A 25,242-nucleotide genomic window follows, 5' to 3' on the forward strand; every position below is an offset into this window, starting at 1 on the left:
GCCAGCGCCCCCATTGTTGATACACCGCTTCCCAGGGCGGCAAATCGTGGGGCAGGTAGCGCCAGCCACAACCCGTTTTGACCAGGTAGCGCAGGGCGTTGAACACGTCGCGCAACGCATGTTCGCGGTGCGGTGCGTCTTCGCGTACCAGGGCCAAATACGGCGCGACAAACATCCATTCCGCATCTGATACATCGCTGGGGTAGCCTTTGCGTTGAGCCATCCCCCAAATTACGCTACCAGTCCATAACAGGCTCTAGCATCTTACTGCTTGGAAATGGCCGTTAAGCGTAGTAACTTAAGTAAGGCCTCTGGCACCAACCTAACCAGGTTTCGGCCGTTATCCTACCTAACACCTCCCCCGCGCTATGAATCGACTAGTACCCTGCCTGGGCGGAATCATAGTCAGCTGCCTGCTGCCGCTGGCCGCGGCGGCTCAGTTGAAGAGTATGCCGCAGGAGTTTTCGGCCAGTACCGTGGTGCTGACCAACGGCGACACCATTCGCGGCTCCCTGATGCTGCACAACGAGCTGGATTTGCTGCTGGTGACCATGGCCGATGGCACTGTGCGCACGGTGCCGGCCCTGGCCGTGCGCACGTTTGCCGTATCGGGCGAAATCATGCGCTTCGACCGGCTGCCGCCGCAGTACCTGAACAGCGCGGCGTTTACGCCGGCCCGCGTGCGTCGGCGCTGGCACCAGGTGCAGCGCGCCCGGCCGTTTCTGGTGTATGCCTGGAACCACGACCGGGACTATGCCACGTCCAGCGCGCCGGCTTTCTTTGAGCGCCTCAACGGCGGCCCGGTTATCCTGCTGCGCCGCCAGCAGCTGGTGCAGCGCGCCGTGCCGTGGTCGGATGCGACCATGGCCTCGGGCTACATGATGCGGCCCGCCGGCACGCCCTACTTCTACACCGACGTGCGTGAGCTGCTGTATCTGGGCACGCCCGAGGGCACCATCGTGGCGCTGCGGCGGCCCAAGCGCGACCTGCTGGCCTACTTCCCGGCCGAAGCCGCGCAGCTCGAGCAGTACGCCCATGCGCACGGCCTGGACTTCGCCAACAGCGCCGAGCTGGCCCGCCTGGTCGATTACGCCAACAGCCTGCGCCAACTCACGGCCTCGGCGCAATAGCGGCCTTGTTCGGGCGTTTGTTTCGGCTGCCGACCGGGCATTGCGCCGGCCTCGCCTGCCGGGCCATCTTCATTTAGCCTATTTCTCCGTGTCCCTCCGCCGCCTGCTTCTGGTACTGCTGCTGCTGGCGTGCGGGCTGTTTGTTATTCGTGGCGGCTGGCGCCCGTCCGCCCCGCTTTTGCCACTAGCTGCCCCCTCTATGCCCGCCGACCAGGCCCGCCTTTACGCCGACGTCAAGTTTCTGACCGAGCTGCACCCCGCCCGCAACTACCGGAATCTGACCTCCCTGAACCGGGCCGCCGACTACATCAAGGCGGAATTTGGCAAGCTTGGCTGTCGGGTGACGGAGCAGGCCTTCACCGTGGCCGGCCGCCGCTACCGCAACGTCATTGCCTGCTTCGGGCCCACGGACGGCGAGCGGGTGGTAGTCGGCGCGCACTACGACGTGTGCGACGACACGCCCGGCGCCGACGACAACGCCTCCGCCGTGGCTGGCCTGCTCGAAACCGCCCGCCTGCTGCACGCCCGCGCCCCGCAGCTCACCCGTCCGGTGGAGCTGGTGGCCTATCCCAACGAGGAGCCGCCCTTTTTCGCCACCGAGGACATGGGCAGCTTCGTGCACGCCCAGGCTCTGCACGAGGCCGACGTACCGGTGCGGGCCATGCTCTGCTACGAAATGATCGGCTACTTCAGCGACCAGCCAGGCTCCCAGCGCTTCCCCAACGACGCCCTGGCCGCGCTGTTTCCGAGCACCGGTAACTTTATCATCGTCGTCGGCCGCGACGGGGAAGAGGCCTTTGCCCGCCGCGTGCAGCAGCTCATGCAGGGCGCCGCCCGGCTCGACGTGCAGCGCATCAACCTGCCCGATTCGTTGTCCCTAGCCGGCCTCTCCGACCACCGCAACTACTGGCACTTCGGCTTCCCGGCGGTGATGATCAACGACACGGCCTTTCTGCGCAACCCCCACTACCACCAGCCCAGCGACACCATCGACACGCTCGACTTCCGGCGCATGGCCGAGGTCGTCAACGGCGCGGTGGCGGCCGTGCTGGCGCTGGCCACGGAATAGGGCTGTTCGTTATTCGTTGTTCGTTTTTTGTTATTCGTTTGGCGAGTATCGTAAGGTCCTGACTTCACGCTACGTGTAGCAGGGCATTGCCAGTGCCGTTGTGACGAGCAACGAAAAACAAACCACGAACAACGAGCAAATGCTTTCCACCCAGCACGAAGTATTTCTGGAAGTTGCGCGGCGGCTGAGCTTCACCAAGGCCGGGCAGAGCCTGTTTCTGAGCCAGTCGGCGGTGAGCAAGCAGGTAAAGGCCCTGGAGGAGTACTACCAGGTGGGCCTGTTCGAGCGGCTCGGCAACACCGTGGCCCTCACGCCGGCCGGGCAGCTGCTCTACCGCAAGCTGCTGCAGGCCCAGCAGCTGCAGGCCGAGTTGCGCGCGGAAATGGCCGCCCTCAGCCCGCGCTTCACGCCCGACATTCACATGGTCATCGGGGCCAGCACCACCGTGTCGCTGTACGTGCTGCCGGCCGTGCTGTCGGGCTACCTGGCCGAGCACCCGCACACCCAGCTCACGCTCAAAAACCGCAACAGCGAAAACATCCTCAAAGCCCTGCTCGACCACGAAATCGACCTGGGCGTTATCGAGGGCATTCACCGCGTGAGCAACGTGACCTACACCCCCCTGCTCACCGACGACGTGGTGGCCGTGTGCTCGGCCCGCAACCCGCTGCGCCACCAGCAGCTGGCCCTCACCGACCTCTACCGCGTGCCGCTGGCTTTGCGTGAAGCCGGCTCGGGCACCCTGGCCGTGCTGGAGCAGGCCTTGCAGGCCCAGCGCATCCGCCTGGCCGATTTGCGAGTGCAGGTGCGCCTGGGCGGTACCGAGGCGCTGAAAAACTTCGTGCGCGTGGATGATCAGGTGCTGGCCTTTCTGCCCCGGCAGGCCGTGGCCCGGGCGCTGGCCGCCGGCGAGCTGGCCGAGGTGACGGTGCGCGACCTGCCGCTGAAGCGCCACTTCGAGTTTATCCAGCGCCGGGGCACCGAGAACCTGGCGCCGTTCCGCGAGTTCATGCAATTCGCGCTGCGCTACTATTCCGAACGGGAATAGGGTATGCCGAAATACCATTTGCGGCGGGCATAACTGCAAGACTACTTGCGGCCGTTTCAGGGGCAGATTCCGACGCTACCGGGTTCTGCTCACCTGCTTTTCCGCCGCCATGCTTGTTGCCGCCGATACCACCAGCCTGCTCACCGCCCTGGAGTGCAGCCGCTGCCACGCCCCCCACGCGGCGGGCGTGGCCCAAACCGTTTCCCGCTGCTGCGCCGCGCCGCTGCTGGCCCGCTACGCCCTCGACGCCGCCCCGCCCCGCAGCGTGCTGGCCGGCCGCGAAGCCAGCATGTGGCGCTACCGTGAGCTGCTGCCCCTGCACGACGACGCCCACCGCGTGAGCCTGGGCGAGGGCCTGACGCCCATCCTGACGCTCGACAACCTGGCGGCCCGCTACGGGTTGCGCTCCTTGCTGCTCAAGGATGAAGGCCAGAACCCCACCGGCTCGTTCAAAGCCCGCGGCCTGAGCATGGCCGTGTCGCTGGCCCGGGAGCTGGGCGCGGCCGGCTGCATCATTCCCACGGCCGGCAACGCGGGCGTGGCTATGGCGGCCTACTGCGCCAAGGCCGGCCTGCCCGCCACGGTGGTCATGCCGCGCCACACGCCCGTCGCCTTTCAGGAGGAATGCCGCTGGTACGGTGCCGACGTGCAGCTCGTCGACGGGCTCATCAACGACTGCGCGGCCCGGGTGCGCGAGCTGAACGCCGCCGGCCAGCTGCTCGACGTGTCGACGCTGAAGGAGCCGTACCGCCTCGAAGGCAAGAAAACCATGGGCTACGAGCTGGCCGAGCAAGGCGGCTGGCGCCTGCCCGACGTCATCCTGTACCCGGCCGGCGGCGGCACCGGGCTCATTGGCATCTGGAAGGCCCTGCGCGAAATGCAGGCCATCGGCTGGCTGCCGGCCGACGCCAAGTTGCCGCGCATGGTGGCCGTGCAGGCCGAAAACTGCTGCCCGCTGGTCGAAACCCTGGCCGGCCGGCAGCCCAACTGCCAGCAGTACCAGGGCCGCCCCACCATTGCCAACGGCCTGGCCGTGCCGCGCCCCCTGGGCGAGGCGCTGATGCTGCAGGTGCTGGCCGAATCGAAGGGCACGGCCCTGGCCATCGGCGACGAGGACATGCTGACCGGGATGCGGGAGCTGGCGCGGCTGGAAGGCCTGTTTGTGGCCCCCGAGGGCGCGGCCGTGTGGATGGCCGCCCGGCAGCTGCTGGCCACCGGCTGGCTGCGCCCCGACGAGGAACTGCTGCTGCTCAACACCGGCTCGGGGCAGAAGTACCTCGACAACGTGCTGGGCCGGCACACGGCGTAGCAAGCAGCAAAGCACGTGGCCTGCCGCCAGGCGTCGCACGACGTTCGGCAGCAGGCCTTTTCGTACCGACGCCCGCCGGGGCCCAGCCGAAGCCTTTTCGGACGGGCCCCGGCGGGCGTCGTTGTGACAACCGGGCAGCGGCCGGGGCACCGCAGACTTTCCGGAACGCCTGGTCAGCCCAGCGTGCCCGGGCGGCAGGATAAGGAAGCACGGCGGCGGGCAGCTCGGTTGCCCCGCTGCGCCCGGCGGCTGATGCTTGCCGCCCGAGCGAAGAAATACTGCTCGCATGGAGAGCCGTATTATGCTTCGAGCTAACGGGTGTTTGTTTTGGGGGTATTGTGGATTGTTATCCACTGTTTTTCGAAATAAGCCCTGTGATTATAGGGGGTGTTGTGATAAAAGAGATGTTGTTTGTAACTTGACCCCTGAAAAATAAAGGTTGATATGGTTTTCCCCGCCTCTTCCCCCTTGTCTGTTGCTCGCATAGCCCTCGGGGGGCTGTTGCTGGCCGCGCTGGTAGCCGCCGGCGTGCCCACCGAACACCCCGCCGCCGCGCCCGGCTCGCTCAACGGCGCCGACATTGCCTGGATGCTCACCGCCACAGCCATGGTGCTGATTATGACGCCCGGCCTCTCGTTTTTCTACGGCGGCATGGTGCGCCCCAAGAACGTCATCAGCACCATGCTGCAGAGCTTCGTGGCCCTGGGCGTGATTTCGCTGGTGTTCTACTTCGTGGGCTTCTCGCTGGCCTACGGCGACTCCTGGCACGGCCTGATCGGTAACCCGCTCACGTTTGCGCTGCTCAACCACGTGGGCACGGCGCCGCACCCGCTGCTCTCGCCCACCATTCCGTTTATTCTCTACTTCGCCTTTCAGCTGAAGTTTGCCATCATCACGCCGGCCCTCATTACGGGCTCCTTTGCCGAGCGCGTGCGCTTCAAGGGCTACCTGGCGTTTATGGTGCTGTTCTGCCTGTTCATCTACTGCCCGCTGGCTCACTGGACCTGGCACCCCGAGGGCTTCCTGCGCCAGTGGGGCGTGCTCGACTTTGCGGGCGGCACGGTGGTGCACATTTCGGCCGGCATTGCGGCCCTGGCCGGCGCCATGGTGCTGGGCCCGCGCACCACGCACCGACGCAAAGCCGTGTTTTCGACCCCCAACGTGCCCTACGTGATGCTGGGCACCGGCCTGTTGTGGTTTGGCTGGTTCGGCTTCAACGCCGGCTCGGCGCTGGCCGCCAACGAGCTGGCCGCTACGGCCTTCGTCAACACCAACCTGGCTTCGGCCGCGGCCTTGTTTGCCTGGCTGCTGATGGAAGTGGCCCGCGGCGGTAAGCCCACGGCCGTGGGCGCCTGCGTGGGCGCGGTGGTGGGCCTGGTGGCCATTACGCCGGCCGCCGGCTACGTCACCTACGGCCAGAGCATCCTGTTCGGGGTGCTGGCTTCGGTTATCAGCCAGCTGGCCGTGCACTGGCAAAACTCGCGCACCGGCATCGACGACACCCTCGACGTATTCCCCTGCCACGGGCTGGGCGGTATTGTCGGGATGCTGCTCACCGGTATATTTGCCGATAAGGTGGGGCTGATTCACGGCACGGCCACGGTGTTTGGCAACCACGTGCTGGCCCTGCTGATTGTGGTCGGCTACTCCTTCGCGGGCACCTGGTTGCTGCTCAAGCTCACCGGCCGCTTCTTCGCCCTGCGCGTGAAGTCGGCCGACGAAGAGCTGGGCCTCGATCTGAGCCAGCACGAGGAATCGACCTACCACGTCGACGAGGAATTTGAGCGCACGTACCGCAAGGAGCTGCTGCCCGCGGAAGTGCACTAACACAAGCTGATTTCGCGCCGTCAGTCGCCGTCCGGGGTTGACTGATCACCCACGGCGCGGACCAGGGGGGAGGTTCAGTGAAGTAGGGAGAAAAGCCGCCAGAGGGGAAACTGGCGGCTTTTCGTTTTTATTGCAGGCGCGGTTTGGGCACGAGGCCCGGGCCAGGCACGCCGGCGTTTTAGTTTTCAATCCCGATGACCGTATCCTCCGTGTGGCTGGTGGCGCTTTCCAAGCAGCTGAACGTGCTGAGCGTGGCCGCCGCGCTGCTGCCGGTGGGGGTGGGGCTGCTGCACTGGCGGCACCTGACCACCTCGGGACGCTGCCTGTGGGTGTGTTCGTTGCTGGCCAGCCTGCTGCTGGGCGGGCTGTGCGAGTACGGGCGGCTGGTATGGCACAACAATATCCTGCCGCTGCGCAGCCAGGTATGGCTGGAAACCGTGATGCTCACGGTGGCCTACTACCACGCTTTCACCAACCCCCGGCGGCGCCGGGCCATTCCGTGGCTGCTGGGCGTATTCACGCTGGGCGCCGTGGTCGAGACGGGCTGGTTTATGGACTGGCGCGTCGGCAACGGGCCGTACCTGCACGTGCTGCAGGCCATGCTGCTGATTGGGGTGGTCCTGGCGTATTTCGAGCAGCTGCTCAATAACCCGACGCCGGTGCCCCTGAGCCGAAACCCCATGTTTGTGGCCAGCGTGGGGGTGATGTTTTATTACGCCGGCACCGTGTTCGTGTACGTGCTGGAGCGCGTGATGCGCCAGGATACCGACCAGATACGAATGATGTTTATCGTGGAGTACACCCTGCGCATCCTCGTGCTCAACGGGGGCATTGCCGCCGCGCTCTGGCTTATGGCCCGGCGCGCCGGGCAGCCGGTGCGTGCCGCTCGATGACCTGCGGCGCATTGGGGTTGTCCTTGTCGAGCTTGCTGAGGTAGAACGCCGCCAGAAAGCCCAGCACCGTAATCAGGCCGGTGAAGTTGTGGGCCACCTCGAAGGCTTCGGGAATCATCGTGTCGGCAATCATGGCCAGCACGGCGCCGGCGGCCACGGCCGTGGTGGCGGCCACCACGCCGGCCGAAAAGTGGCTGAAAACGGCAAACCCGGCCCAGGACGCCACGCCCGAAATCAGCGCGATGCCGCTCCAGAGCAGCAGCACGTAGCGGGCCGGGCGCCCGGCTTTCTTCATGCCGGCGGCGCTGCTCAGGCCCTCGGGCAGGTTGGAAAGGAAGATGGCCGCCACCGCCACGGTGCTCACCACCCCGCCCGCCAGCATGCTCAGCCCGATAACAATGCTTTCGGGAATCCCGTCGAGCAGGGCGCCCACGGCCAGGGCCAGGCCGTTGTCGTCGCCGGCGTCGTTGCCCTCAGTTTCGCCTTTCTGCACCTCCTTGCGCTCGGTAGCCTGCTCGTGGCCCGAGCGTTTGCGGTGCTTGGCGCCGTAGCGGGCCAGCAGCCAGTTGGCCGCGGTGTAGGCCGCCGCCCCGCCCACGAAGCCCAGGCCGGTGGCGTTGAAGCCGCCGCGGGCGTAGGCCTCCTCCATCAGCTCCAGCGAGAGGGTCGAAATCAGGACGCCGCTGCCGAAGGCCATGACGGCGGCAATGAGCCGCTGCGGCACGTGCGCGAAGTAGCCGATGGCGGCGCCCAGCAACAGGGCAGAGCCCGACGCCAGGCCCCAGAAACCGGCCTGCAGCCAGAGGGGAAATGTCATGTACGTGGTGCTTGGTGCGTAGTGCCTGGTGCGTAGGCCGCACGAATGGTCGAGCCAAGCACCAGGCACTACGCACCAAGCCCTATTTCGGATGTGCCAGCAGGGCCGCGCGCAGCTCCGCGTCGGTCAGATCGGGCACGTCGACCTTCTTGAACGGGGCCGCGTGGCCGCTGACGAGCGTGAGGCGGCTGCGCGGCACGCCGAGCACCGTGGCCAGAAAGCGCAGCAGGCAGTCGTTGGCCTTGCCGTCTTGGGCCGGGGCGTGCAGGCGTACGGTCAGCGCGCCGTCGGCTGCCAGCTCCAGCGCATTCTGTCGGGCGTTGGGCTTGGCTTTCAGGTGCAGGGTGGCCATTGGTGAGGTGGTGAAATGGTGAGGTGGTGAGTTTGTGAAATGGTGAGGTGGTGAGGTGGTGAGTTGACGTTACGCTTGCGCAAACGGCGCGCAAAACTGCGCAAAAGCGCAACCATCGGCCTGATCCAGCATACGCCTAACTCACCAACTCACCAACTCACCAACTCACCACCTCACCACTACGCCGGCGAGTTGTAGGCGTCGTACACGTTCCAGGCCCACAGGGCCAGGGGCACGACGATGGTCCACCACAGCAGGAAGCCCACGATGCCGCTCATCACCCAGATGAACACGGCTTTGAGCAGCTGGCCTTTGATGAGCTGGCCGAGGCCGGGAATAAAGGCCGACAGCAGGGCCGGCACGCCGTAGGTTGGTTTCATAGCGGGGCAAGATGGAAAAATGCGGTGGAACTACGCGGCGCCGGCCGCCGGGCCGAGCAGCTGTTGCCCGTACGGGCACACATCGAGCAGTACGCAGCGGCGGCAGGCGGGGCTGCGGAAGTAGCAGCACTTCTGCCCGTGAAACATCAGCGCCTCGTGGTGGTCGTATACCTGCTGCGCGTCCCAGCCCGGGGGCAGCAGGGCCTCGAGCAGCGCGTGCGAGGCCTCGGTGCCCACCTTCGGGCCGATCAGGCCCAGCCGCTGGGCCACGCGGTGGTGGTGACTGTCGACGGGCATGGCGGGGCGGCGCAGGGTGCTGAAGAGCAGGGTGGCGGCGCTGGTTTTGGGCCCCACGCCGGGCAGCGTTTCCAGCCAGGCGCGGGCCTCGGGCACGGGCAGCGCAGTCAGCTGCGCGGTGAGCCGGGGCAGGTCCAGCGCACCGCCGAGCCGCTCGGTCAGCTCCCGCAGAATGGCCTGAATGCGCGGCGCCTTCTGCTCGGGCCAGGTGCAGGGATTGATCAGCCCCTCCACCTCCGGCGTGGGCGCGTCGCGCACCGCCGCCCAGGTGGGCAGGGCGGCCACCAGCTGCTGGTAGGCGCGGTGCGAGTCGGCGTTGCGGGTGCGGTGCGAAAGGATGGCGCTGACCAGCTCGCTCAGCGGGTCCTTGACGCTGAAAAACCGGAACGGGGCGCCGTAAAGGGCGCACAGCCGCTCGTGGGCCAGCAGGGCCAGCGCCTGGCGGTGGGCAAAATCGGCCGCGGCGGCCGCGGAATCGGGGAGGGGGACGGGAGGCACAGTAATGGCAAACGCAGCCCCGGGCCCGGCGGTTGGCCCGGCCGCAAAAAAGCCGAAACCCGTGCGGATTCCGGCTTTTTTGCGGCCGGGCGAGGCCTGGGCCTAGCGGGCCGCCGCGTCGCCGTAGTTGTAGAGCTGCACGGCCTGCTTGAGCTTGCGGGCCTGCGAGCCGCTCAGGAAAGTGGGCACCAGCAGCACCGGCACTGACACGAGCACCAGCGGCAGGCCGCGGCTGTTGCCGCTGAAGGTGTTCAGCATGCCCGCCGCCAGCAGGCCGCCGCCCACCACGTAGCCGGCCGTGCTGAAGCGCCGCAGCCGGGCCACGTCGCGCAGCAGGGCCGCGCTGCCGGGGTTGTCCGACACGGCCACGCTCAGGCTGCGGAAGTTCATGTCCTGAATCGGCCCGCCGTCCTTGCTGAAGTACTCGGTCTTGACGGTGCGGTAACCGCTGCCGTAGGGGTAGCCTCCGTACGGGTAGCCGCCGTAGCCGTAGGGGTAGCCGAAGCGGCCAAAGCCGCCGTAGCCGAACCCGCTGCCGTAGGCGCCCGGCATGTACTGCTGCGAGGTGATGGAGTAGGTGCTGATGCGGCCCGTCTTCTCGCGCCGCAGCGTGGCCTGTCGGCGCGAGCCGGGCAGGTTGGTGCGGATGTAGTGGCCGGTTTCGTCGTCGAAGAACTTGATCTGGTCCAGCTCGAAGCGCTGCTGCCCGTTCAGCAGCAGGTAAGAGCGGCCCACGGCGGGCTGGCGCAGCTCCACGTCGTCGGCGGCGTACACGGCCCCGTTGACCAGGCCGATGCGGTAGCGCGGCTGCTGCTGTTGCGGCGGCGCGGGCGCGGCGGCCGTGCGCGTGGCCGTATCGGGCGCCGCGGGAAGGGTATTGAGCTGGGGAGGAGTGTCCTGCGCGGCGGCGGGGGCAACGGCGGCCCCGCCCAACACGGCGGCAAGCAACAACGAGCGGATATTCATGGTGGGGAGGAAGGCGTGAACGGACAGAAAGGTACCGGAAGAAACGCGCCGCACGGAGTCGGGAGCGTGAACGAGCCTGATCGAACGGCAAGAAAACAATCCGAGCTGAATAGTGGCCAGCGCGGGGCGACATTCCGAGCCAGAAACGACGGCGGCCCGGCAAGATGTTCCCCCGCGGGTTGGGCTTTTTACGGCGTCAGGGCTGCGTCGGGGTCATCGGGCACGAAATCTTCCGGCGCGGCCTCGCCCGCGTCGGCAAAACGGCCCTTGAAACGGGCGTACAGCGCGTTCATGCCCAGCAGCAGCAGGCCCATGAAGATGAAGACGACGGCCTGCGTGATGGTGCCGCGCTGGCTCAGATCGAAGAACACCAGCCGCACCATGCACACCCCAATGCCGGCCAGCGCCACGTAGCGCAGGTCGCGGCGGCGCAGCAGCAGGCTGCTCACAAATACGCCCACCACCTCCAGCATCAGCAGCACGGTGAGCACCGAGCGGTCGAAGGACTGCACCAGCAGCACGGTGAGTACCCCGAAGGCCGGGTAGAGCAGCAGTGGCACCAGCCAGCGGAAGCGCAGGCGACCCAGCCTGGCCAGGCCTTGAAGCCCCGGCGGCCACTGCAGGCCCCTGCTGGCCGGCACGCGGCGCAGCAGCAGCGCCGCCAGCGCAAAGAGCAGCGCCACCGCACCGGCCGTGGTCAGCCAGGGCGTGGCCAGCCACTGGCCCGGGTGCAGGTAGCGCAGCGCGACGTAGGCAGCCGTGGCGGCGGCCAGCCAGTAGAGCGGCAGCGCGTACAGGCCGAGGCGCCGCAGACGCAGGGGCAGGCGCGGGGCCGCGGCGGCCAGCCCCAGGGCCAGCAGCAGGCTCAGCGGCGCATGCCAGATGATGCGCGTTTCCCAGTGCAGAGTGAAGCCGGCCAGCAACAGGCTCAGTTCGGGCAGCCAGGGATGCAGCCAGCGCCAGCTGCGCTGAGTGGCCGCGGCCGGCGCGGGCAGCAGGGCCAGCGTAGCCAGCAGCGCCAGCAGCGCGGCGGCCGTGAAGCGCCGCGCCGGCCAGCCCAGCAGCAGCTCGCGGCTGCTGAGCACCGGGCCGAAATGGTAGAGCAGGGCCGCACCCAGCAGGGCGTAGCCAAGGTGCAGCAGGTAGCGGGCGGGCTGGCCCGCACGTTGCTGCGCCTCGGCCGCCGTACCCGTCTGCAGCCACCGGGCCGCCATGAAAGTGGCAGCGGCCAGCAGCGTCCAGAGCAGCGCGGGCGCGGCATCGGAGCGGAAGTGGAAGGCCAGCCAAGCCATGGCCCCCAGGTGCAGGCCCAGCAGGTACAGCCAGGGCCAGCGCACGTGCCGGGCCTGGGCGGCCCACCACGAGGCGGCCAGCCCCGCCAAGGGCAGCAGGGCCGTGGGCAGCAGGTACAGCAGCCGCGGCCCGACTTGCGGGGGGAGGTGCGCCGCGGCGTGGTGCCATTGCAGCAGTACGAAGCCGCCGCTGCTCAGCAGCACGCCCAGCCACAGTCCGGGCACCGGCACCGCGCGCCGCAGCGCCAGCAACCCCGCGCCGGCCAGCACAGCGGCCCACGCCGCCCAGCCCTGCTGGTACACCAGCGCGGCCGCGGCCAGCGGCAGCAGGCCGGCCACCAGGCCCAGCAGCCGCAGGCGGTAAGCCTGATCATACGACAGCGGCAGGACGTCGTAAGCGGGGGCGGCGCGGCGGGCCAGCAGGGCCTGGCCCGCCGCCGTGGCCAGGGCAGCCGTCAGCAGCAGCAGGGCGCGCAGGTTCAGGCCAATGACGAGCAAGCCGTCGGCACGGCTGACCACCGGCACCAGCCCGAGGGCCAGCAGCAGGGTGGCGTAGAGCAGCACGCGGTACAAGGGCCACTCGCGGCGCAGGGCCAGCAGCAGCGTCATCAGCAGCGTTTCGAGGTAGAGCAGCAGGGCGGTGGCGGGCCAGCTCAGCCCCAGCTCGTGCAGGCCGAGCACGGCCAGCATCAGCAGGGCCTGCCCGAACAGCAGGTGCAAGTGCCGTAGCCACTCGGTGGTGCCGCGCAGCCACTGGCTCAGGCCGAAAGCGCAGCCCGCGGCGGCCACGGTGCCCAGTAGCAGCCCGGGAATAAAAGTAGGCGTCGGCCCGAAAAAGGAATGGGCCAGCACCAGCAACAGCCCGGTGTAGTGCAGCCCGATGAGCGCGCCCACCGAGGGGCCCGCCCAGAAGGCGAGGCCACCCTCGGCTGGCGGCTCCGTTTCGGTGTGGCGGGTGGTGTGACTTAGGCGGAAAAAGGCGGCGCCCAGCAGCGCGGCCAGCAGTAGGCCGGCCGCCCGGCGGTAAAGTAGCGCGGCTGATAGGTTCGGCTGCAGCAGTTCGAACACGCTCAGCAGCAGCAGGATCAGGCCCGTCAGCTGGGCTGCTACGGCCAGCACCTGCGGCACGCGGGCCTCGGCGCGGCGCGTCAGCAGCAGCGTGGCCGCCAGGGTTTCGGCGTAGAGGATCAGCAGGACGGTGGGCCAGCCCAACCCCAGCTCGTGCAGGCCGAGCACGGCCACCGTCAGCAGCGCCTGGGCCGTCAGCAGGTGCAGCTGCCGCAGCCACTCGGCGCCGCCGCGCAACCATGAGCTCACGCCCGCCGCGCAGCCGGCGGCCGCCACGGTGCCGGCCAGCAGCGCCGGAATGGACGTCGAAGCCGGCCCGAAGAAGGCTTGGACCAACATCAGCAGCAGGCCGGTGTAGTGCAGCCCAATCAGCGCGCCGGCCCAGGGGGCCAAGCCGCCGAGCGGGTCGGTGGCGGAGTCGGCGCCGTCGGGGCGGGAATAACTGCTCAGGCGGAAGAAAGCGGCGCCCAGCAACGCCGCCAGCAGCAGGCTGCCGGCCCGGCGGTAGAGCTGGGCGGCCGTCAGCACCGGCAGGGGCAGGCCGAACAGGCTGACGAGCAGCAGCAGCAGGCCGGTCAGCAGCGCCGCGGCGGTCAGAAGTTGCGGCACGCGGGCCTCGGCGCGGCGGATGAGCAGCAGCGCGGCCAGTAGGGTTTCGGCGTAGAGGATCAGCAGGGTGGCGGGCCAGCCCAGGCCCAGTTCGTGCAGGCCGAGCACGGCCACCGTCAGCAGCAGCTGGGCAGCCAGCAGGTGCAGCTGCCGGAACCAGGCCGTACCATTGCGCAGCCACTGGCTCAGGGCCAGCACCGCGGCGGCTGCGGCCGCGCTGGCCCCGATCAGCCCGAGCACCGGCGGCTGCGCCGTGCCAAACAGAGCCCGCAGCACCAGCGCCGCCGCCCCCACGTACAGCGCGCCCACCAGCCCGCCGAAGCTGCGGTACAGCTCGCGGCGCAGCGGCGCGGTCGTTTCGGCGGTGAGCAGCGGCAGCGTGCGGGCTAGGTGGAAATAGGCCGCGCCGGCCGCGGCGGCCAGGAAGAGCAGCAGCGCATTGCGGTGCAGGCCGGTAGCGGCGTACGTAGGCAGCTGCAGCAGATTTACGAGCAGCAGCCCGCCGCCGGCCAGCAGGGCGCCCACCGAGGCAATCTGGAACACCAGGCTTTCCTTCTCGCGGGCCATAATAAAGGCCACCAGCAGCGTTTCGAGCAGCATGAACACCAGGATGACGCTCACGGTGGCGTGCCAGCCCTGCAGCGACAACGCCGTGGCCAGGGCCAGAATCAGCGAAATGACGGTGTCGGTCTGAAACAGCCACTGAATGCCCAGCCGCCGCGCCTGCCGCGCCACCAGGAAAGTGGCAATGGCCCCGAGGCCCAGCGGAATGGTTTTCCAGACCGAGCCGGTGCTGTAGAGGTACAGGTTGATGCCCAGGCAGGTCCAGTTCAGCACGTGCGCGGCGAAGAGCAGCGCGTCGAACCGCCCGTTGGCGTACACCTTGCGGTACTGCACCACGGCCGCGGCCAACCCCACCAGCAGCACCAGCGCCATGGCGCCCAGGCGCAGGCCCGCGGCAACGGGCACGGCCAGCTGCCCGTGCCAGTACAGGTGAAACGCGAAAAAGCTGACGATGCTCAGCAGCAACTGGTAGCGCCAGCGCTGCCGGTAGGTAATGCCAATGGCAAAGGCCGTAACTGCCGCCGCCGCCCCGAGCGTGAGCAGCGTGGGCGGCAGCACGGCCAGGGCCACCAGGCTCAGGATGCCGTGCAGGGATGATACGGCCTCGCGGCTGCTGTTCCAGGCCAGCCACAGGTTGGCGGCGGCCCCGGCAAACAGCAGCAGGTAGCTCAGCGGCCCTTCCACCCAGCGCAGGCCCGGCATGCTGACGGCCCCCACGCAGGTAAACAAGAAAATGGCCGCCGCGCTGCTTTGCAGCCACACCGCCAGCTGGGCCGCGAAGGGCTTGGTACGCAGATAATAATGCAGGCCCAGCAGGCTGGCGGCAAACAAATTGATGAGCAGAAACCGGTACACCGGCGCCAGCTGCAGGGCCGTGTACACGCCCAGAAAGCCCACGCCCGTCACCAGCACCACCGCGCCGAGGATGCCGGTCCAGTTTTCCAGCACCACGGCCGACATCCGGTCCCACCACGAGGGCTCGGCGGGCTGCGGCGCCTCCGGTTTGGGGCGCAGCACTGGCTGCGGCACCGGCTGGGGCGTTGGCGGCAGCGGGGCAGGAGCGGGTTGGGGCTGCGCAGCCGGTGCCGGCTCGGGCGCCGGCGCAGGTTTCGGTGCGGGCGGCGCGGCTACGGGCGGCGCCGGTACGGCGGGTGGGGGCGTGGTCGGCGCGGCCGGTGGGGTTGGCGCGGCCGGTGGCACGGGCGCCACGGGCGGCGGGGCCGGAGCGGCTACAGGAACTGGTGGCGCCGGAGCCGCGGGTGGCGTACCGGGGGCGGGCGGCGCAGTGGGGGCCGATGGAGCCACCAAAACGGGTGGGGGAGGAGCCACCGGCGCCGGCGTAGGGCGCGGCACGGGCGCCGGGGTGGCTACCGGGGCGGGTGGCGCTACAACGGGCGCCGTTACGGGGGCCGTCGGCGGTGCGGCGGGGCGCTGCCGAAGCTGCTGCACTTCGCGCGTGAGCAGCTCCAGCTGCTGGTGCAGGCGCTGCTGGTCGGCGCGCTGGCTGGCCAGGTCGGCTTCGGCGTCCTGAACGCGCTGCTGCAGCCGCAGCAGTACCACTACCAGCGCCACGCTCAGCAGAATCAGTACAAATGCTCCCATAACCTCAACGTGCAAAAAAAAACCCGGCGGCGCGGGCAGAGCCGGGCCGTCGGGGCTTCATAACGTGGAGGTAATGCGCTTTAGTCTTCGGACTTGAGCAGCACTTCCAACAAATTCATGCTGTCGACCATGTCGCGGGTGTTTTCGAAGTCGATGGGCTTCACGATGTAGCCCTGCACGTCGAGGTTTTCGGCCTGCAGCCGGTCGATGTCCATTTCCGAGGTGGTGGTGATGTACACCGGCACCTGGCGCAGCTCGGGCTGGGTGCGCAGCTCACCCAGAAACTCGAAGCCGTTCATCTTGGGCATGTTCAGGTCGAGCAGAATCACCTCCGGCAGCGGGCGAATGGCCTCCGCCCCGTTGCGGCCCAGCAGCAGATCCAGCGCCTCGATGCCGTTGAAGGCCGTGTAAAGCTTGTGCGGAACGTTGAATTTTTCAAACGACTTCTGCACGGTCATCGTGTCGAAAAAGTCGTCTTCAACCAGGAGAACTGAACGCATAGGAAAGGGGGCAAAGCGGTGCCCAAAGGTACGTAGAAAAGCGCCGGTCGGGATGTGGCCCGCCCGCCGCGCTATGCGTATGGCCTGGTTACGCCGCCGTGCTCTTCGGCCAGGTAAACACAAACGCCGCGCCCTGCCCGGCGGCCGATTCCACCCGGATGCTGCCGCGCTGCTCGTCGATGATTTTCTTCACGATGCTGAGCCCGATGCCGGTGCTTTCGGCCGTGTGCCGGTCGCGCAGGGTCTGAAACATCAGGAAGATTTTCTCGTGGTATTCCGGCGCGATGCCCGGCCCGTCGTCCTGCACCCGAAACTCAAACTCGCGCTCCAGCACGCGGCAGCCCACCGTGATGATGCCCAAGCCGGTGTGGTGGTACTTCACCGCGTTCGAGAGCAGGTTGGTAAACACCTGCTGCAGGCTCAGGCGGTCGGTGACGAGGGTGGGCAGCGCATCGGGCAGGCGCAGCTCGAAGGTGGGCGGCACTACCAGGTCGGCCACGTCGTGCACGAGGCGCTCCACGTTCACTTCCTCCAGCTTCTGCTGGGTGCGGCCCACGCGGGCGTAGGCCAGCAGGCCGTTGATGAGGTCTTCGAGGCGGGCCAGGCGGCCCTTCATCATGCCGAAGTACTCCTGCATCTTGGGCGAGAGTTCGTGGCCCTGCTCGTCCTCAATCCACTTTACCACGGTGCTCACGCCGCGCAGCGGGGCCTTCAGGTCGTGCGAGGCCACGTAGGCAAACTGGTCCAGTTCGCGGTTGCGCTTTTCCAGCGCGCTGAAGGCCTCGTCCAGGGTCTGGGTCATGCGGTTGAGCGAGGAGGCCAGGTTGCCAAGGCTGTCCTGCTCCCGGTCGCTGATTTTCACCTTGTAGTCGCCCTGCACCACCTGCTCGGCCAGGTGCTCGATGATGCCGATGCGCCGGGCCACGCTGGCGTTGGTGGCGGCCAGCTCGGTGCGCAGCTGCTCGTTGGCGCTGATTTCGATGCCCACGCGCCAGAACAGCCACAGCGTAACGACGATGGCCACCGCCGCCGAAAGCAGGATGACGGCCGGGGTGAGCGACTCGTACATTTCCTGGTCGGCGCTGCGCTCGGCCAGCAGGCTGAACTCGGCCGCCCGCGCCCGCGCCAGCAGCCGCTCAATGGCCCGCATCGACTGCCGGTCGGTATCGAGGGCCGTCTGGATGATGGCGTTGGAGCTGCCCACGGTGGTTTTGGTCAGCTCGCCGAACAGGCGCATTTCGGCGCTGATCATCGTGCCGAGCGTGTCCAGGCGCTGGGCCTGCACGGGGTTGTCGAGCACCAGCTGCCGGGCCTGCTCAAACTCGGTGTCCTCGCCGGTGCGGGCGGCTTCGTAGCTGCGCAGGTAGCTGGAGTCGCGGGTGAGCAGGAAGCCGCGCACGCCGGAACGGGCGTCTTTCAGGCGCAGCTCCACGTCCTTGAGCTGCTGCATCACGCGGTAGCTGTGCTCCACGCGGCCGGTGCGCCGGCTCAGCTGCTGAATGCTGATAAAAGCGGCCACGGCTGTGAGCAGCAGCACGCTGGCGGCAATGGCAAAGCCGATGTAAAGCTTGGTTTTGGTTTGCAGGGCCATCAACGGGAAGGCAATACGGCCCGCCGGGTGCCGGCCGTGCGCAAGATACGCAGGGGCCGCGCCCGCGTTGGGCCGGCGCCGGGCCCGGTGCGGCGGCGTATCTTCGCGGCCGCTGCGGGGCCGGGTGGCCCCGCCGGCACTGCCCCTTTCCCGCCATGCCCGACCCGATCAGCAGCCCCCAGAATCCGCGCATCAAGGCCCTGGTGCGCCTGCAGCAGAAATCCGCCGAGCGCCGCCAGCAGGGCCTGACCATCGTCGAAGGCCTGCGCGAGCTGACCATTGCCCGCGCCGCCGGCATTGCGGTGCCCGCCGTGTACGTGTGCCCCGAGCTGCTGCCCGCCGCCGGCCAGCAGGAGCTGCGCCAGGCCCTGGCCGCCGACACCGAGTGGTTTGAGGTGTCGCGGGCGGTGTTCGAGAAGGTGGCCTACCGCGAGGGCTCCGACGGCGTGCTGGCCCTGGTGCGCGCCCCGCAGCGCCGCCTGCAGGATCTGCCGCTGCCCCCGAATCCGCTGGTGCTGGTGCTGGAGGCCGTGGAAAAGCCCGGCAACCTCGGCGCCGTGCTCCGCACCGCCGACGCGGCCCAGGCCGACGCCGTCATCGTGTGCGACCCGCGCACCGACCTCTACAACCCCAACGCCATCCGCAGCAGCATCGGCTGCGTGTTCACGGTGCCGGTGGTGGCCACCACCCGCGAGGAGCTGCTGGGCTGGTGCCGCCAGCACGGCATCCGCACTTACGCCGCCGCCCTCACGCCCCAGGCCCGGCCCTACACCGACTACGACTTCCGCGGCCCCACCGCCCTGGTGATGGGCACCGAAGCCGATGGCCTCACCCCCGAGCTGATGCAGGCCTGCGACGAAACCATCATCATTCCCATGCGCGGCTACATCGACTCGCTGAACGTGAGCACGGCCACCGCGGTGCTGGCCTTCGAAGCCGTGCGGCAGCGGCAGGGTTAGCGGGCGGCTTCGGGGCGGTTGACAACAAGGCGGCGCGGCCGGAGCGCGCCTCAGCGGTTGGCTACCGGCTGCGAGCCTACCGTTTCCGGCTGCGCTTCCGATGGTGGTACGTGCGCCGGCCGTGCCTCACCGGGCAGCCGCGGCCGGGCCGTGCGCCACACGCGCCAGCCGGCTGCCAGCAGCACCAGCAGGCCCGCCGCCATGGTGCCCAGCATCAGCCCGAACGAAACCGGGTAGAGCAGGCTGCCGCCCACTACCACGCCCGCGCCCAGCCACCAGAGGATTTCGGAGCCCGCGGAGCCGGTACGCAGCGGCGCCTGCTGCAGGGCGGCCGGGTCGGCGGGCGGGTAGAGCAGCCACTTCAGGCGCGGGTAATCGTGCAGCAGCAGGCCCAGCGTGAGCACCAGGAAGCCCGTGACGAGGAAGGGCGTGCCCACCCAGTGCTGCGACCAGGTGAGGAAGATGATGTTCAGCCACATGGGCACCAGCAGCACCGCCCCGAGCAGGGCAAAGCGCCCCGTGAGCAGCAGCAGGCCGATGACCAGTTGGGCCACCCCGATAAATTGCCCAAAGATGACCAGCCCGTACCTGGCCAGAAATGCGTGGTTCACGGGCGGCCCCATCAGGCCCGGAATGTGGTTTTCGGTCAGCTTGTACAAGCCGCCGCTCAGCATCAGCGCGCCCAGCAGCAGCCGCGCCCCCATGACGTAGAGGCGGCGCAGCCAGCCGCCGGCCGGCAGGGCCACGGCCGTAGCCACGATGGGCAGCAGAATCATCAGGACGTAGAACACAGGGGTGGGCATGGCAGGGGCGCAGGGTGCAGCGCAAAGGAACGCCGCTGCGGCTCGTTGGTCAACCGCATGTGCATGTGGTGGGCGCTGCGCCGGCGTGCCAACCGGGCCGCAGCGGGCAGCCGCCGACTGCGGCACGGCCGGCTCAGGCGCCCGGCTCGGTCCAGCGCAGCTCCCCGTTCAGCACCACGCCGTGGGGGCGGAAGTCGGCATCGAACAGGCTCAGGCTGGCCTGGTAGCCCGGCGCGATGCGGCCCAGCTCGTGGTCGAGGCCCAGCACGCGGGCAGGATAGAGGGTGGCCATGCGCAGGGCCTCGCTCAGCTCGATACCCGCGTGCAGCACGCAGTTCTGCACGGCCTGCAGCATGGTCAGCGCCGAGCCGGCCAGGGTGCCCTGCTCGTCCACGAACCGATTGCCGGCGCGGCGGAAGCGGTAGGCGCCCTCGGGGCTTTCCTCCACCGCGTCGGTGATGAGAAACAGCCGCTCGCGCAGCAGCTTGTGGCTGATGCGCAGGGCCGCGAAGTCGCAGTGCAGGCCGTCGGCAATGATGCTGGCCGCGGCGGCCGCGTCGTCGTACACGGCGCCCACCAGGCCCGGCTCCCGGCTGGTCAAGGCCGACATGGCGTTAAACAAATGCGTGGCCGCCCCGAAGCCCTGCCGGAACCCCCGTTGCGCCTCGCCGAACGTGGCCGCCGAATGCCCCGCCGACAGCACCACGCCCGCCGCCCGCAGCCGCGCCACGGCGGCCGTGGAGGCCACTTCGGGCGCCATCGTCACCAGCCGCAGCAGCCCCGGCCCCACGGCCAGCCACCGCTCGATTTCGGCCAGGTCGGGCTCCCGGATGAACTCCGCCTGGTGCGCGCCCTTCTTCGCGGGGTTGATGAACGGACCTTCCAGGTGCACGCCCAGCAGGCCGGTGCCGGGCGTGGCGCTGCGGTAGGCGTGGGCGGCGCGCAGGGCCTGCAGCATCAGGTCCGGGGCGTTGGTGGGCATGGTGGCCACGAAATGCGTGGTGCCCTGCTGCCGGAATACTTCCTCCAGGCGGGCCAGCGTGGCCGGGGTGGGGTGGGTGGAGAAGAGCACCCCGCCGCCGCCGTACACCTGCAAATCCAGCAGCCCCGGCGCCACCCGCAGGCCGCGGGCATCCTGGCGGGGCACCTCGGCGGGCAGCTCGGCGGCGGGCAGCACCGCCTCGATGCGGCCCTGGCTGATGAGCACGGCGTGGTCGGTGAGCGTGGTCGAGCCGGTGTAAAAGGAAGCGTTGGTGAGGGCGTAGCGCATGACAACAGGGGAAAAACAGCAACCGGCACCGACGATTGGGGCCAGCGCCTCGTACAGGGCCCGACGGGCAGCAGCGGAAACTGCGCCTAAAATTGAACAGATTCGGCCGTTTGCCCCCGCGCCGCGCCCATCCCGCCTGGCTATGTCCCCCGAACACCGCACTTTCCACATTCACGGCCGCGTGCAGGGCGTGTTTTTCCGGCAGTCGGCCAAGCAGGAGGCCGAGCGCCTCGGCCTGCACGGCTACGCCCAAAACAATGCCGACGCCACCGTCACCATCGAAGCCGAAGGGCCGGCCGAGGCCCTGGCGGCGCTGGAAAGCTGGTGCCGGCACGGCCCGCCGCAGGCCCGGGTGGATAGGGTAGAGGCCCAGGCGGGCGCAGTGCAGGGATTCACGAGTTTCGAAATTCGCCGCTGAGCGGGACGCTCCGCCCGTTATTATCCCGCTGTGCCATGTTGCTACGCGCCCCTGCTGCCGTGTTTTCCCTGCTGCTGCTGGCCTGCACCGCGCCCACGGAGCCGGCCGGCCAGGCTCCCGCGGTGGCCCCACCTTCGTCCGAGTTTCAGCGCTACTGGTACGCCGGCCAGGCCGAGTTGAGCCGCTACCGCCTCAGCCAGAGCCGCTACGATGCTCTGCACCCAGGCGAGGCAGTATTGGTGTTCGTGACGGAAGACTTTCTGCCCCGCCAGCAAGTGAAGTACGAGGGCGCCCCAACCCGCGAAAAGCCGGTTTCGGTGCTGAAAATGAACCAGCTGCGCCGCTTCACCACCGGCCTCTACGACTACTCCGTCAACACCTCGGTGTTTACGCCCGTGGCCGGCCCGGGCACGCTCAAGGTGGTGACGACCGTGCAGGACTGGTGCGGGCAGACCTTCACCCAGCTCAACCGCCGCGGCACGGGCTACCAACTCGAAGCGCGCTCTTACTTTCAGCCGGAAGCCGACCAGGACGTGAAGCTGCCCGCGGCTCTGCTCGAAGACGAGCTGTGGACGCGCCTGCGCATCGGCCCCGACCAATTGCCCCAGGGCGAAATCCAGCTGATTCCGGGCACCGTGGCCAGCCGCCTGCGCCACCGCCCGCTGCGCCCCGAAACGGCCACGGCCACGTTAGCCGCCTATTCCGGCCCCGATTTTCAGTCCAGCCAGCCCGGCGGCGCGCTGCGGGCTTATACCCTGCGCTACGCCGCCGGCGGCCGCACGCTGCGCATCGTGTTTGAGGCCGCGTTTCCCTACCTCATTGCCGGTTGGGAAGACAGCTACGACGGCCAGATGCAGCTCAGCGGCCAGACGCTGGGTAGCAAAAAAGTGCTAACCACCCGCGCCGTGCGCACCCACACCCTGCGCTCCGACTACTGGCAGCGCCACCAGCCCGCCGACAGCACCCTGCGCCACCAACTGGGCGTAACGGGCTTCGGTAGGTAAGCCCGGCTGTGCTAAGCTGCCCACACCCGACGCTGGGCGGCTCATTGCTTCTGCACGCGGCGGGTGAAGCTGCCCTGCGGCGTCTCGACGCGCAGCAGGTAGAGGCCCGCCGGCAGGCCGCTGAGCGGCAGCTGGGCAGGCCGGCCGCCGGCCAGCTCCACGGGCGCCGCCACCGCCCGGCCAAGGTTGTCGAGCAGGGTGGCGCGGGCTGCGCCGCCCGCGGGGGGCTGAATGGTGAGCTGCTCGCCGGCCGGCACCGGGTACACCTGCCAGGCCGCCGCCTGCTGGGCCGGCAGGGCGGCCAAGGGTACAGCCTGCAAGGCGTAGGCGTCTACCTGGAAATGAGACGAAAATAGATCGAGCATCGTGAGGCGCACCCAGCCGTAGCGCCACGCGTTGCCGGCCCGCATCCGTAGGGCAAGGTATTTCGTGTTTGGAGGTGTGTAGGTGGCAAAAGGAGTAGCATGAGGCCCAAATCCTCCCGTATGTGCAGTTAAGGTGGTGCTGGCCTGAGTCCGATTACTCCAGAATCTATTTACACCATACCCAGGCTGAAAAGTAGCCTCTACCAGTGGCTGGCCTGCTCCGAAAGCGGATGGATAGATTTCACTAATTATTTCAACGTCCATGTGGCTTAAATAAACTCTAGTAGTGCTAGTGCTATACCGCGTTCCAACTGAATACGAAGCCTCAAATACCAGGTCCGTCCGGCCATCCTGATCCACATCCAGTGAGTCCCGGTCGTTTGGTGAGCCGGATGGGCGATGAATGTCAAGGGCCGGCGAAAGAACCACGTGCTGCAGCCCGGCCGTCTGGCCCGCCAGGACCGGCGTAGAGGTCTGAGCAGTGGCCGAAACCGCCAGCAGGCACAGGGGGAGCAACAAGCTCGCAGAAGGGTAAAAACGACGCATACAAACTGACTTGGACGTGAATAATAGAACTGCGCGCGGGCCGGGCCCTCAACCGCTGGCTAAAAGCCGCGCGTAAGCAAATACGCTGTTTTCCAACAGCAAAAGCAACCGCCCGAGGCAATGGTAATGCATCCGCAACTGCCAACCGTACAAGCTGGAACCGGCCGGAAATGAAAACGGCGCGACCGAAGCCGCGCCGTTTCCTGCGAATAACAAACAACCAACGAAGAATTAGTCGGCCTTCTTGGCCGAGCGCAGACGCTCGTTTTCGTCCAGCAGGATTTTGCGCATCCGGATCGACTTGGGCGTCACTTCCAGGTACTCGTCCTTCTGGATGTATTCCATGGCGTCTTCCAGCGAGAACTGGCGCTTGGGCTGAATCTTCACGTTTTCATCCGAGCCCGAGGCGCGCATGTTCGTGAGCTTCTTGCCCTTCTGGATGTTGATGGTCAAATCGTTCGGGCGGGTATGCTCGCCGATAACCTGGCCGCCGTACACTTCCTCGCCCGGGTCCACGAAGAACTCGCCGCGGTCCTGCATCTTGTCGATGGTGTAAGCCGTGCCGGGGCCGCTTTCCATCGAGATGAGCGAACCGCTGATGCGGCCGGGGATGGTGCCTTTGTAGGGCTCATAATCCTGGAAGCGGTGGTTCATGATGGCCTCACCGGCGGTGGCGGTCAGCACGTTGTTGCGCAGGCCGATCAGGCCGCGCGACGGGATGTTGAACTCCAGGTGCTGCAGGTCGCCCTTGGGCTCCATGATGGTCAACTCGCCCTTGCGCATGGTCACCAGCTCGATAACCTTACCGGCGGTTTCCTCCGGCACGTCCACCACGAGGTGCTCGATGGGCTCCAGACGGTCGCCGTTTTCGTCCTCCTTGTAGAGCACCTGCGGCTGGCCTACCTGCAGCTCGTAGCCTTCGCGGCGCATCGTCTCGATGAGTACCGACAAGTGAAGGATACCGCGGCCATACACCAGGAAGGTGTCTTCGCGGTCGGTTTCCTGCACGCGCAGGGCCAGGTTTTTCTCGGTTTCCTTGTACAGACGGTCGCGCAGGTGGCGCGAGGTCACAAACTTGCCTTCCTTGCCGAAGAACGGCGAGTTATTGATGGTGAACAGCATGTTCATCGTCGGCTCGTCGATGCTGATGCGGGTCAGCGCCTCCGGGTTGTCGGCGTCGGCGAGGGTGTCGCCGATGTCGAAGCCTTCGATACCGGTCACGGCGCAGATTTCACCGGCCGATACCGACGAAACCTTGGCTTTGCCGAGGCCTTCGAATACCTGCAGCTCCTTGATCTTCACCTTCTTGATGGTGCCATCGGCCTTCATCAGGCTCATGTTGGTGCCTTCGGTGAGGGTGCCGCGCTGTACGCGCCCGATGGCAATCCGGCCCACGAAGGCCGAGTAGTCCAGCGAGGTTACCTGCATCTGCGGGGTGCCTTCGTAGAACGGCGCCGGCGGGATGGAGGCAATAACGGCGTCGAGCAGCGGGGTGATGTCCTCGGTCTTCTGTTTCCAGTCGGTGCTCATCCAGCCCTGCTTCGAGGAGCCGTACAGGGTCACGAAGTCCAGCTGGTCTTCGGTGGCGCCGAGGTTGAACATCAGGTCGAATACCTGCTCGTGCACCTCGTCGGGGCGGCAGTTTTCCTTGTCGACTTTATTCACCACCACGATGGGCTTCAAACCCAGGTCGATGGCTTTGCCGAGCACGAAACGGGTCTGGGGCATGGCGCCTTCGAAGGCGTCGACGAGCAGCAGCACGCCGTCGGCCATCTTCAGCACGCGCTCCACCTCGCCGCCGAAGTCGGCGTGACCCGGGGTGTCGATGATGTTGATTTTAACGTCTTTGTAGCGAACCGATACGTTCTTCGAGACGATGGTAATGCCACGTTCCCGCTCCAGGTCGTTGTTGTCCAGGATCAGGTCGTCGAAGTGCTGGTGCTCCGAGAAGAGCTTCGAGGCGTGGATGATCTTGTCCACGAGCGTAGTCTTGCCGTGGTCAACGTGAGCGATAATGGCGATGTTGCGGATGTTCTGCATGAGAGCGGTTTTGCGGGTGCAAAGG

At 67.6% G+C, this 25,242-nt stretch carries 22 protein-coding genes; 9 read left to right on the forward strand and 13 right to left on the reverse strand.

From position 1 onward, the window contains the following. Positions 1–223: transposase (locus DLM85_RS13165; protein WP_133257045.1), on the reverse strand; the 223-nt coding region annotated here is incomplete at its 3' end. 145 nt (positions 224–368) lie between these two features. On the opposite strand from DLM85_RS13165, the gene DLM85_RS13170 reads away from it, so the two are divergent. From DLM85_RS13170 to DLM85_RS13195, 6 genes are all read left to right on the forward strand, one after another. Next, positions 369–1,130, forward strand: coding sequence for a hypothetical protein (locus tag DLM85_RS13170; RefSeq protein WP_133257046.1), 762 nt, complete (start codon positions 369–371; stop codon positions 1,128–1,130). Between the two features lie 199 nt (positions 1,131–1,329). Beyond that, positions 1,330–2,199 carry a M28 family peptidase gene (locus DLM85_RS13175; RefSeq protein ID WP_111478587.1) on the forward strand — a complete coding sequence of 290 codons (870 nt, stop codon included), beginning with the start codon at positions 1,330–1,332 and terminating at the stop codon, positions 2,197–2,199. Between the two features lie 139 nt (positions 2,200–2,338). Next, positions 2,339–3,247: a LysR family transcriptional regulator gene (locus tag DLM85_RS13180; RefSeq protein WP_111479100.1), complete on the forward strand. Its 909-nt coding sequence runs from the start codon at positions 2,339–2,341 to the stop codon at positions 3,245–3,247. Positions 3,248–3,356: 109 nt separating this feature from the next. Beyond that, entirely contained in the window at positions 3,357–4,556 is a 1,200-nt protein-coding gene (locus tag DLM85_RS13185; protein ID WP_111478588.1) for a threonine synthase, read from the forward strand. A gap of 444 nt (positions 4,557–5,000) precedes the next feature. Then, positions 5,001–6,383, forward strand: coding sequence for an ammonium transporter (locus DLM85_RS13190; protein ID WP_111478589.1), 1,383 nt, complete (start codon positions 5,001–5,003; stop codon positions 6,381–6,383). 194 nt (positions 6,384–6,577) lie between these two features. Next, on the forward strand, positions 6,578–7,276 hold the full coding sequence (locus DLM85_RS13195) for a hypothetical protein (protein WP_111478590.1): 699 nt from the start codon (positions 6,578–6,580) through the stop codon (positions 7,274–7,276). Here the strand turns inward: DLM85_RS13195 and DLM85_RS13200 are convergent. From DLM85_RS13200 to DLM85_RS13240, 8 genes are all read right to left on the reverse strand, one after another. After that, positions 7,233–8,093 (reverse strand): ZIP family metal transporter, encoded by an 861-nt coding sequence (locus tag DLM85_RS13200; RefSeq protein WP_207891026.1) that lies wholly within the window; start codon positions 8,091–8,093, stop codon positions 7,233–7,235. The genes DLM85_RS13195 and DLM85_RS13200 overlap by 44 nt on opposite strands. Positions 8,094–8,175: 82 nt before the next feature. Further along, positions 8,176–8,445: a DUF167 domain-containing protein gene (locus DLM85_RS13205; protein ID WP_111478591.1), complete on the reverse strand. Its 270-nt coding sequence runs from the start codon at positions 8,443–8,445 to the stop codon at positions 8,176–8,178. A 179-nt stretch (positions 8,446–8,624) separates the two neighbouring features. Beyond that, a complete protein-coding gene (locus DLM85_RS13210) occupies positions 8,625–8,825 on the reverse strand; it encodes a hypothetical protein (protein WP_111478592.1) in 201 nt (66 codons plus the stop codon). Between the two features lie 30 nt (positions 8,826–8,855). Next, positions 8,856–9,620 (reverse strand): endonuclease III domain-containing protein, encoded by a 765-nt coding sequence (locus DLM85_RS13215; RefSeq protein ID WP_243635954.1) that lies wholly within the window; start codon positions 9,618–9,620, stop codon positions 8,856–8,858. A gap of 102 nt (positions 9,621–9,722) precedes the next feature. After that, positions 9,723–10,586, reverse strand: a complete 864-nt coding sequence (locus tag DLM85_RS13220) for a hypothetical protein (protein WP_111478593.1) — start codon at positions 10,584–10,586, stop codon at positions 9,723–9,725. A 188-nt stretch (positions 10,587–10,774) separates the two neighbouring features. Beyond that, positions 10,775–15,721 (reverse strand): hypothetical protein, encoded by a 4,947-nt coding sequence (locus DLM85_RS13225; RefSeq protein ID WP_133257047.1) that lies wholly within the window; start codon positions 15,719–15,721, stop codon positions 10,775–10,777. 80 nt (positions 15,722–15,801) lie between these two features. Beyond that, positions 15,802–16,221 (reverse strand): response regulator, encoded by a 420-nt coding sequence (locus DLM85_RS13235; protein WP_111478596.1) that lies wholly within the window; start codon positions 16,219–16,221, stop codon positions 15,802–15,804. Between the two features lie 88 nt (positions 16,222–16,309). Continuing rightward, the gene (locus DLM85_RS13240; RefSeq protein ID WP_111478597.1) at positions 16,310–17,812 is read right to left on the reverse strand and encodes a sensor histidine kinase; all 1,503 of its coding nucleotides are present in this window, start codon (positions 17,810–17,812) and stop codon (positions 16,310–16,312) included. 155 nt (positions 17,813–17,967) lie between these two features. Between DLM85_RS13240 and DLM85_RS13245 the strand changes: the two genes are divergently transcribed. Next, complete coding sequence (locus DLM85_RS13245) at positions 17,968–18,771, forward strand: TrmH family RNA methyltransferase (RefSeq protein WP_111478598.1); 804 nt, start codon at positions 17,968–17,970, stop codon at positions 18,769–18,771. A gap of 50 nt (positions 18,772–18,821) precedes the next feature. On the opposite strand, the gene DLM85_RS13250 is transcribed toward DLM85_RS13245, so the two are convergent. Beyond that, a complete protein-coding gene (locus DLM85_RS13250; RefSeq protein ID WP_111478599.1) occupies positions 18,822–19,574 on the reverse strand; it encodes a DoxX family membrane protein in 753 nt (250 codons plus the stop codon). 133 nt (positions 19,575–19,707) lie between these two features. Next, complete coding sequence (gene nagA / locus DLM85_RS13255) at positions 19,708–20,844, reverse strand: N-acetylglucosamine-6-phosphate deacetylase (RefSeq protein ID WP_165822134.1); 1,137 nt, start codon at positions 20,842–20,844, stop codon at positions 19,708–19,710. 142 nt (positions 20,845–20,986) lie between these two features. Here nagA and DLM85_RS13260 point away from each other — a divergent pair, with 142 nt between their 5' ends. Together DLM85_RS13260 and DLM85_RS13265 are read left to right on the forward strand one after the other, a co-directional pair. Beyond that, positions 20,987–21,262 (forward strand): acylphosphatase, encoded by a 276-nt coding sequence (locus tag DLM85_RS13260; RefSeq protein ID WP_111479102.1) that lies wholly within the window; start codon positions 20,987–20,989, stop codon positions 21,260–21,262. Between the two features lie 35 nt (positions 21,263–21,297). Further along, complete coding sequence (locus tag DLM85_RS13265) at positions 21,298–22,266, forward strand: hypothetical protein (RefSeq protein WP_133257048.1); 969 nt, start codon at positions 21,298–21,300, stop codon at positions 22,264–22,266. 41 nt (positions 22,267–22,307) lie between these two features. On the opposite strand, the gene DLM85_RS25485 is transcribed toward DLM85_RS13265, so the two are convergent. Continuing rightward, the gene (locus tag DLM85_RS25485) at positions 22,308–22,676 is read right to left on the reverse strand and encodes a T9SS type A sorting domain-containing protein (protein WP_165822135.1); all 369 of its coding nucleotides are present in this window, start codon (positions 22,674–22,676) and stop codon (positions 22,308–22,310) included. 732 nt (positions 22,677–23,408) lie between these two features. Further along, positions 23,409–25,217, reverse strand: a complete 1,809-nt coding sequence (gene typA / locus DLM85_RS13275) for a translational GTPase TypA (protein ID WP_111478603.1) — start codon at positions 25,215–25,217, stop codon at positions 23,409–23,411. Positions 25,218–25,242 lie beyond the last annotated feature (25 nt).

This window comes from Hymenobacter edaphi (assembly GCF_003258365.1).
GTDB classification, from domain to species: domain Bacteria; phylum Bacteroidota; class Bacteroidia; order Cytophagales; family Hymenobacteraceae; genus Solirubrum; species Solirubrum edaphi.

Excerpts from the sequence above, each read along its gene's own strand:
- DLM85_RS13170 (WP_133257046.1), top strand. The coding sequence starts at position 369 with ATGAATCGACTAGTACCCTGCCTGGGCGGAATCATAGTCAGCTGCCTG.
- DLM85_RS13175 (WP_111478587.1), top strand. The coding sequence starts at position 1,330 with ATGCCCGCCGACCAGGCCCGCCTTTACGCCGACGTCAAGTTTCTGACC.
- DLM85_RS13180 (WP_111479100.1), top strand. The coding sequence starts at position 2,339 with ATGCTTTCCACCCAGCACGAAGTATTTCTGGAAGTTGCGCGGCGGCTG.
- DLM85_RS13185 (WP_111478588.1), top strand. The coding sequence starts at position 3,357 with ATGCTTGTTGCCGCCGATACCACCAGCCTGCTCACCGCCCTGGAGTGC.
- DLM85_RS13190 (WP_111478589.1), top strand. The coding sequence starts at position 5,001 with ATGGTTTTCCCCGCCTCTTCCCCCTTGTCTGTTGCTCGCATAGCCCTC.
- DLM85_RS13195 (WP_111478590.1), top strand. The coding sequence starts at position 6,578 with ATGACCGTATCCTCCGTGTGGCTGGTGGCGCTTTCCAAGCAGCTGAAC.
- DLM85_RS13200 (WP_207891026.1), bottom strand. The coding sequence starts at position 8,093 with ATGACATTTCCCCTCTGGCTGCAGGCCGGTTTCTGGGGCCTGGCGTCG.
- DLM85_RS13205 (WP_111478591.1), bottom strand. The coding sequence starts at position 8,445 with ATGGCCACCCTGCACCTGAAAGCCAAGCCCAACGCCCGACAGAATGCG.
- DLM85_RS13210 (WP_111478592.1), bottom strand. The coding sequence starts at position 8,825 with ATGAAACCAACCTACGGCGTGCCGGCCCTGCTGTCGGCCTTTATTCCC.
- DLM85_RS13220 (WP_111478593.1), bottom strand. The coding sequence starts at position 10,586 with ATGAATATCCGCTCGTTGTTGCTTGCCGCCGTGTTGGGCGGGGCCGCC.
- DLM85_RS13225 (WP_133257047.1), bottom strand. The coding sequence starts at position 15,721 with ATGGGAGCATTTGTACTGATTCTGCTGAGCGTGGCGCTGGTAGTGGTA.
- DLM85_RS13235 (WP_111478596.1), bottom strand. The coding sequence starts at position 16,221 with ATGCGTTCAGTTCTCCTGGTTGAAGACGACTTTTTCGACACGATGACC.
- DLM85_RS13240 (WP_111478597.1), bottom strand. The coding sequence starts at position 17,812 with ATGGCCCTGCAAACCAAAACCAAGCTTTACATCGGCTTTGCCATTGCC.
- DLM85_RS13245 (WP_111478598.1), top strand. The coding sequence starts at position 17,968 with ATGCCCGACCCGATCAGCAGCCCCCAGAATCCGCGCATCAAGGCCCTG.
- DLM85_RS13250 (WP_111478599.1), bottom strand. The coding sequence starts at position 19,574 with ATGCCCACCCCTGTGTTCTACGTCCTGATGATTCTGCTGCCCATCGTG.
- nagA (WP_165822134.1), bottom strand. The coding sequence starts at position 20,844 with ATGCGCTACGCCCTCACCAACGCTTCCTTTTACACCGGCTCGACCACG.
- DLM85_RS13260 (WP_111479102.1), top strand. The coding sequence starts at position 20,987 with ATGTCCCCCGAACACCGCACTTTCCACATTCACGGCCGCGTGCAGGGC.
- DLM85_RS13265 (WP_133257048.1), top strand. The coding sequence starts at position 21,298 with ATGTTGCTACGCGCCCCTGCTGCCGTGTTTTCCCTGCTGCTGCTGGCC.
- DLM85_RS25485 (WP_165822135.1), bottom strand. The coding sequence starts at position 22,676 with ATGCGGGCCGGCAACGCGTGGCGCTACGGCTGGGTGCGCCTCACGATG.
- typA (WP_111478603.1), bottom strand. The coding sequence starts at position 25,217 with ATGCAGAACATCCGCAACATCGCCATTATCGCTCACGTTGACCACGGC.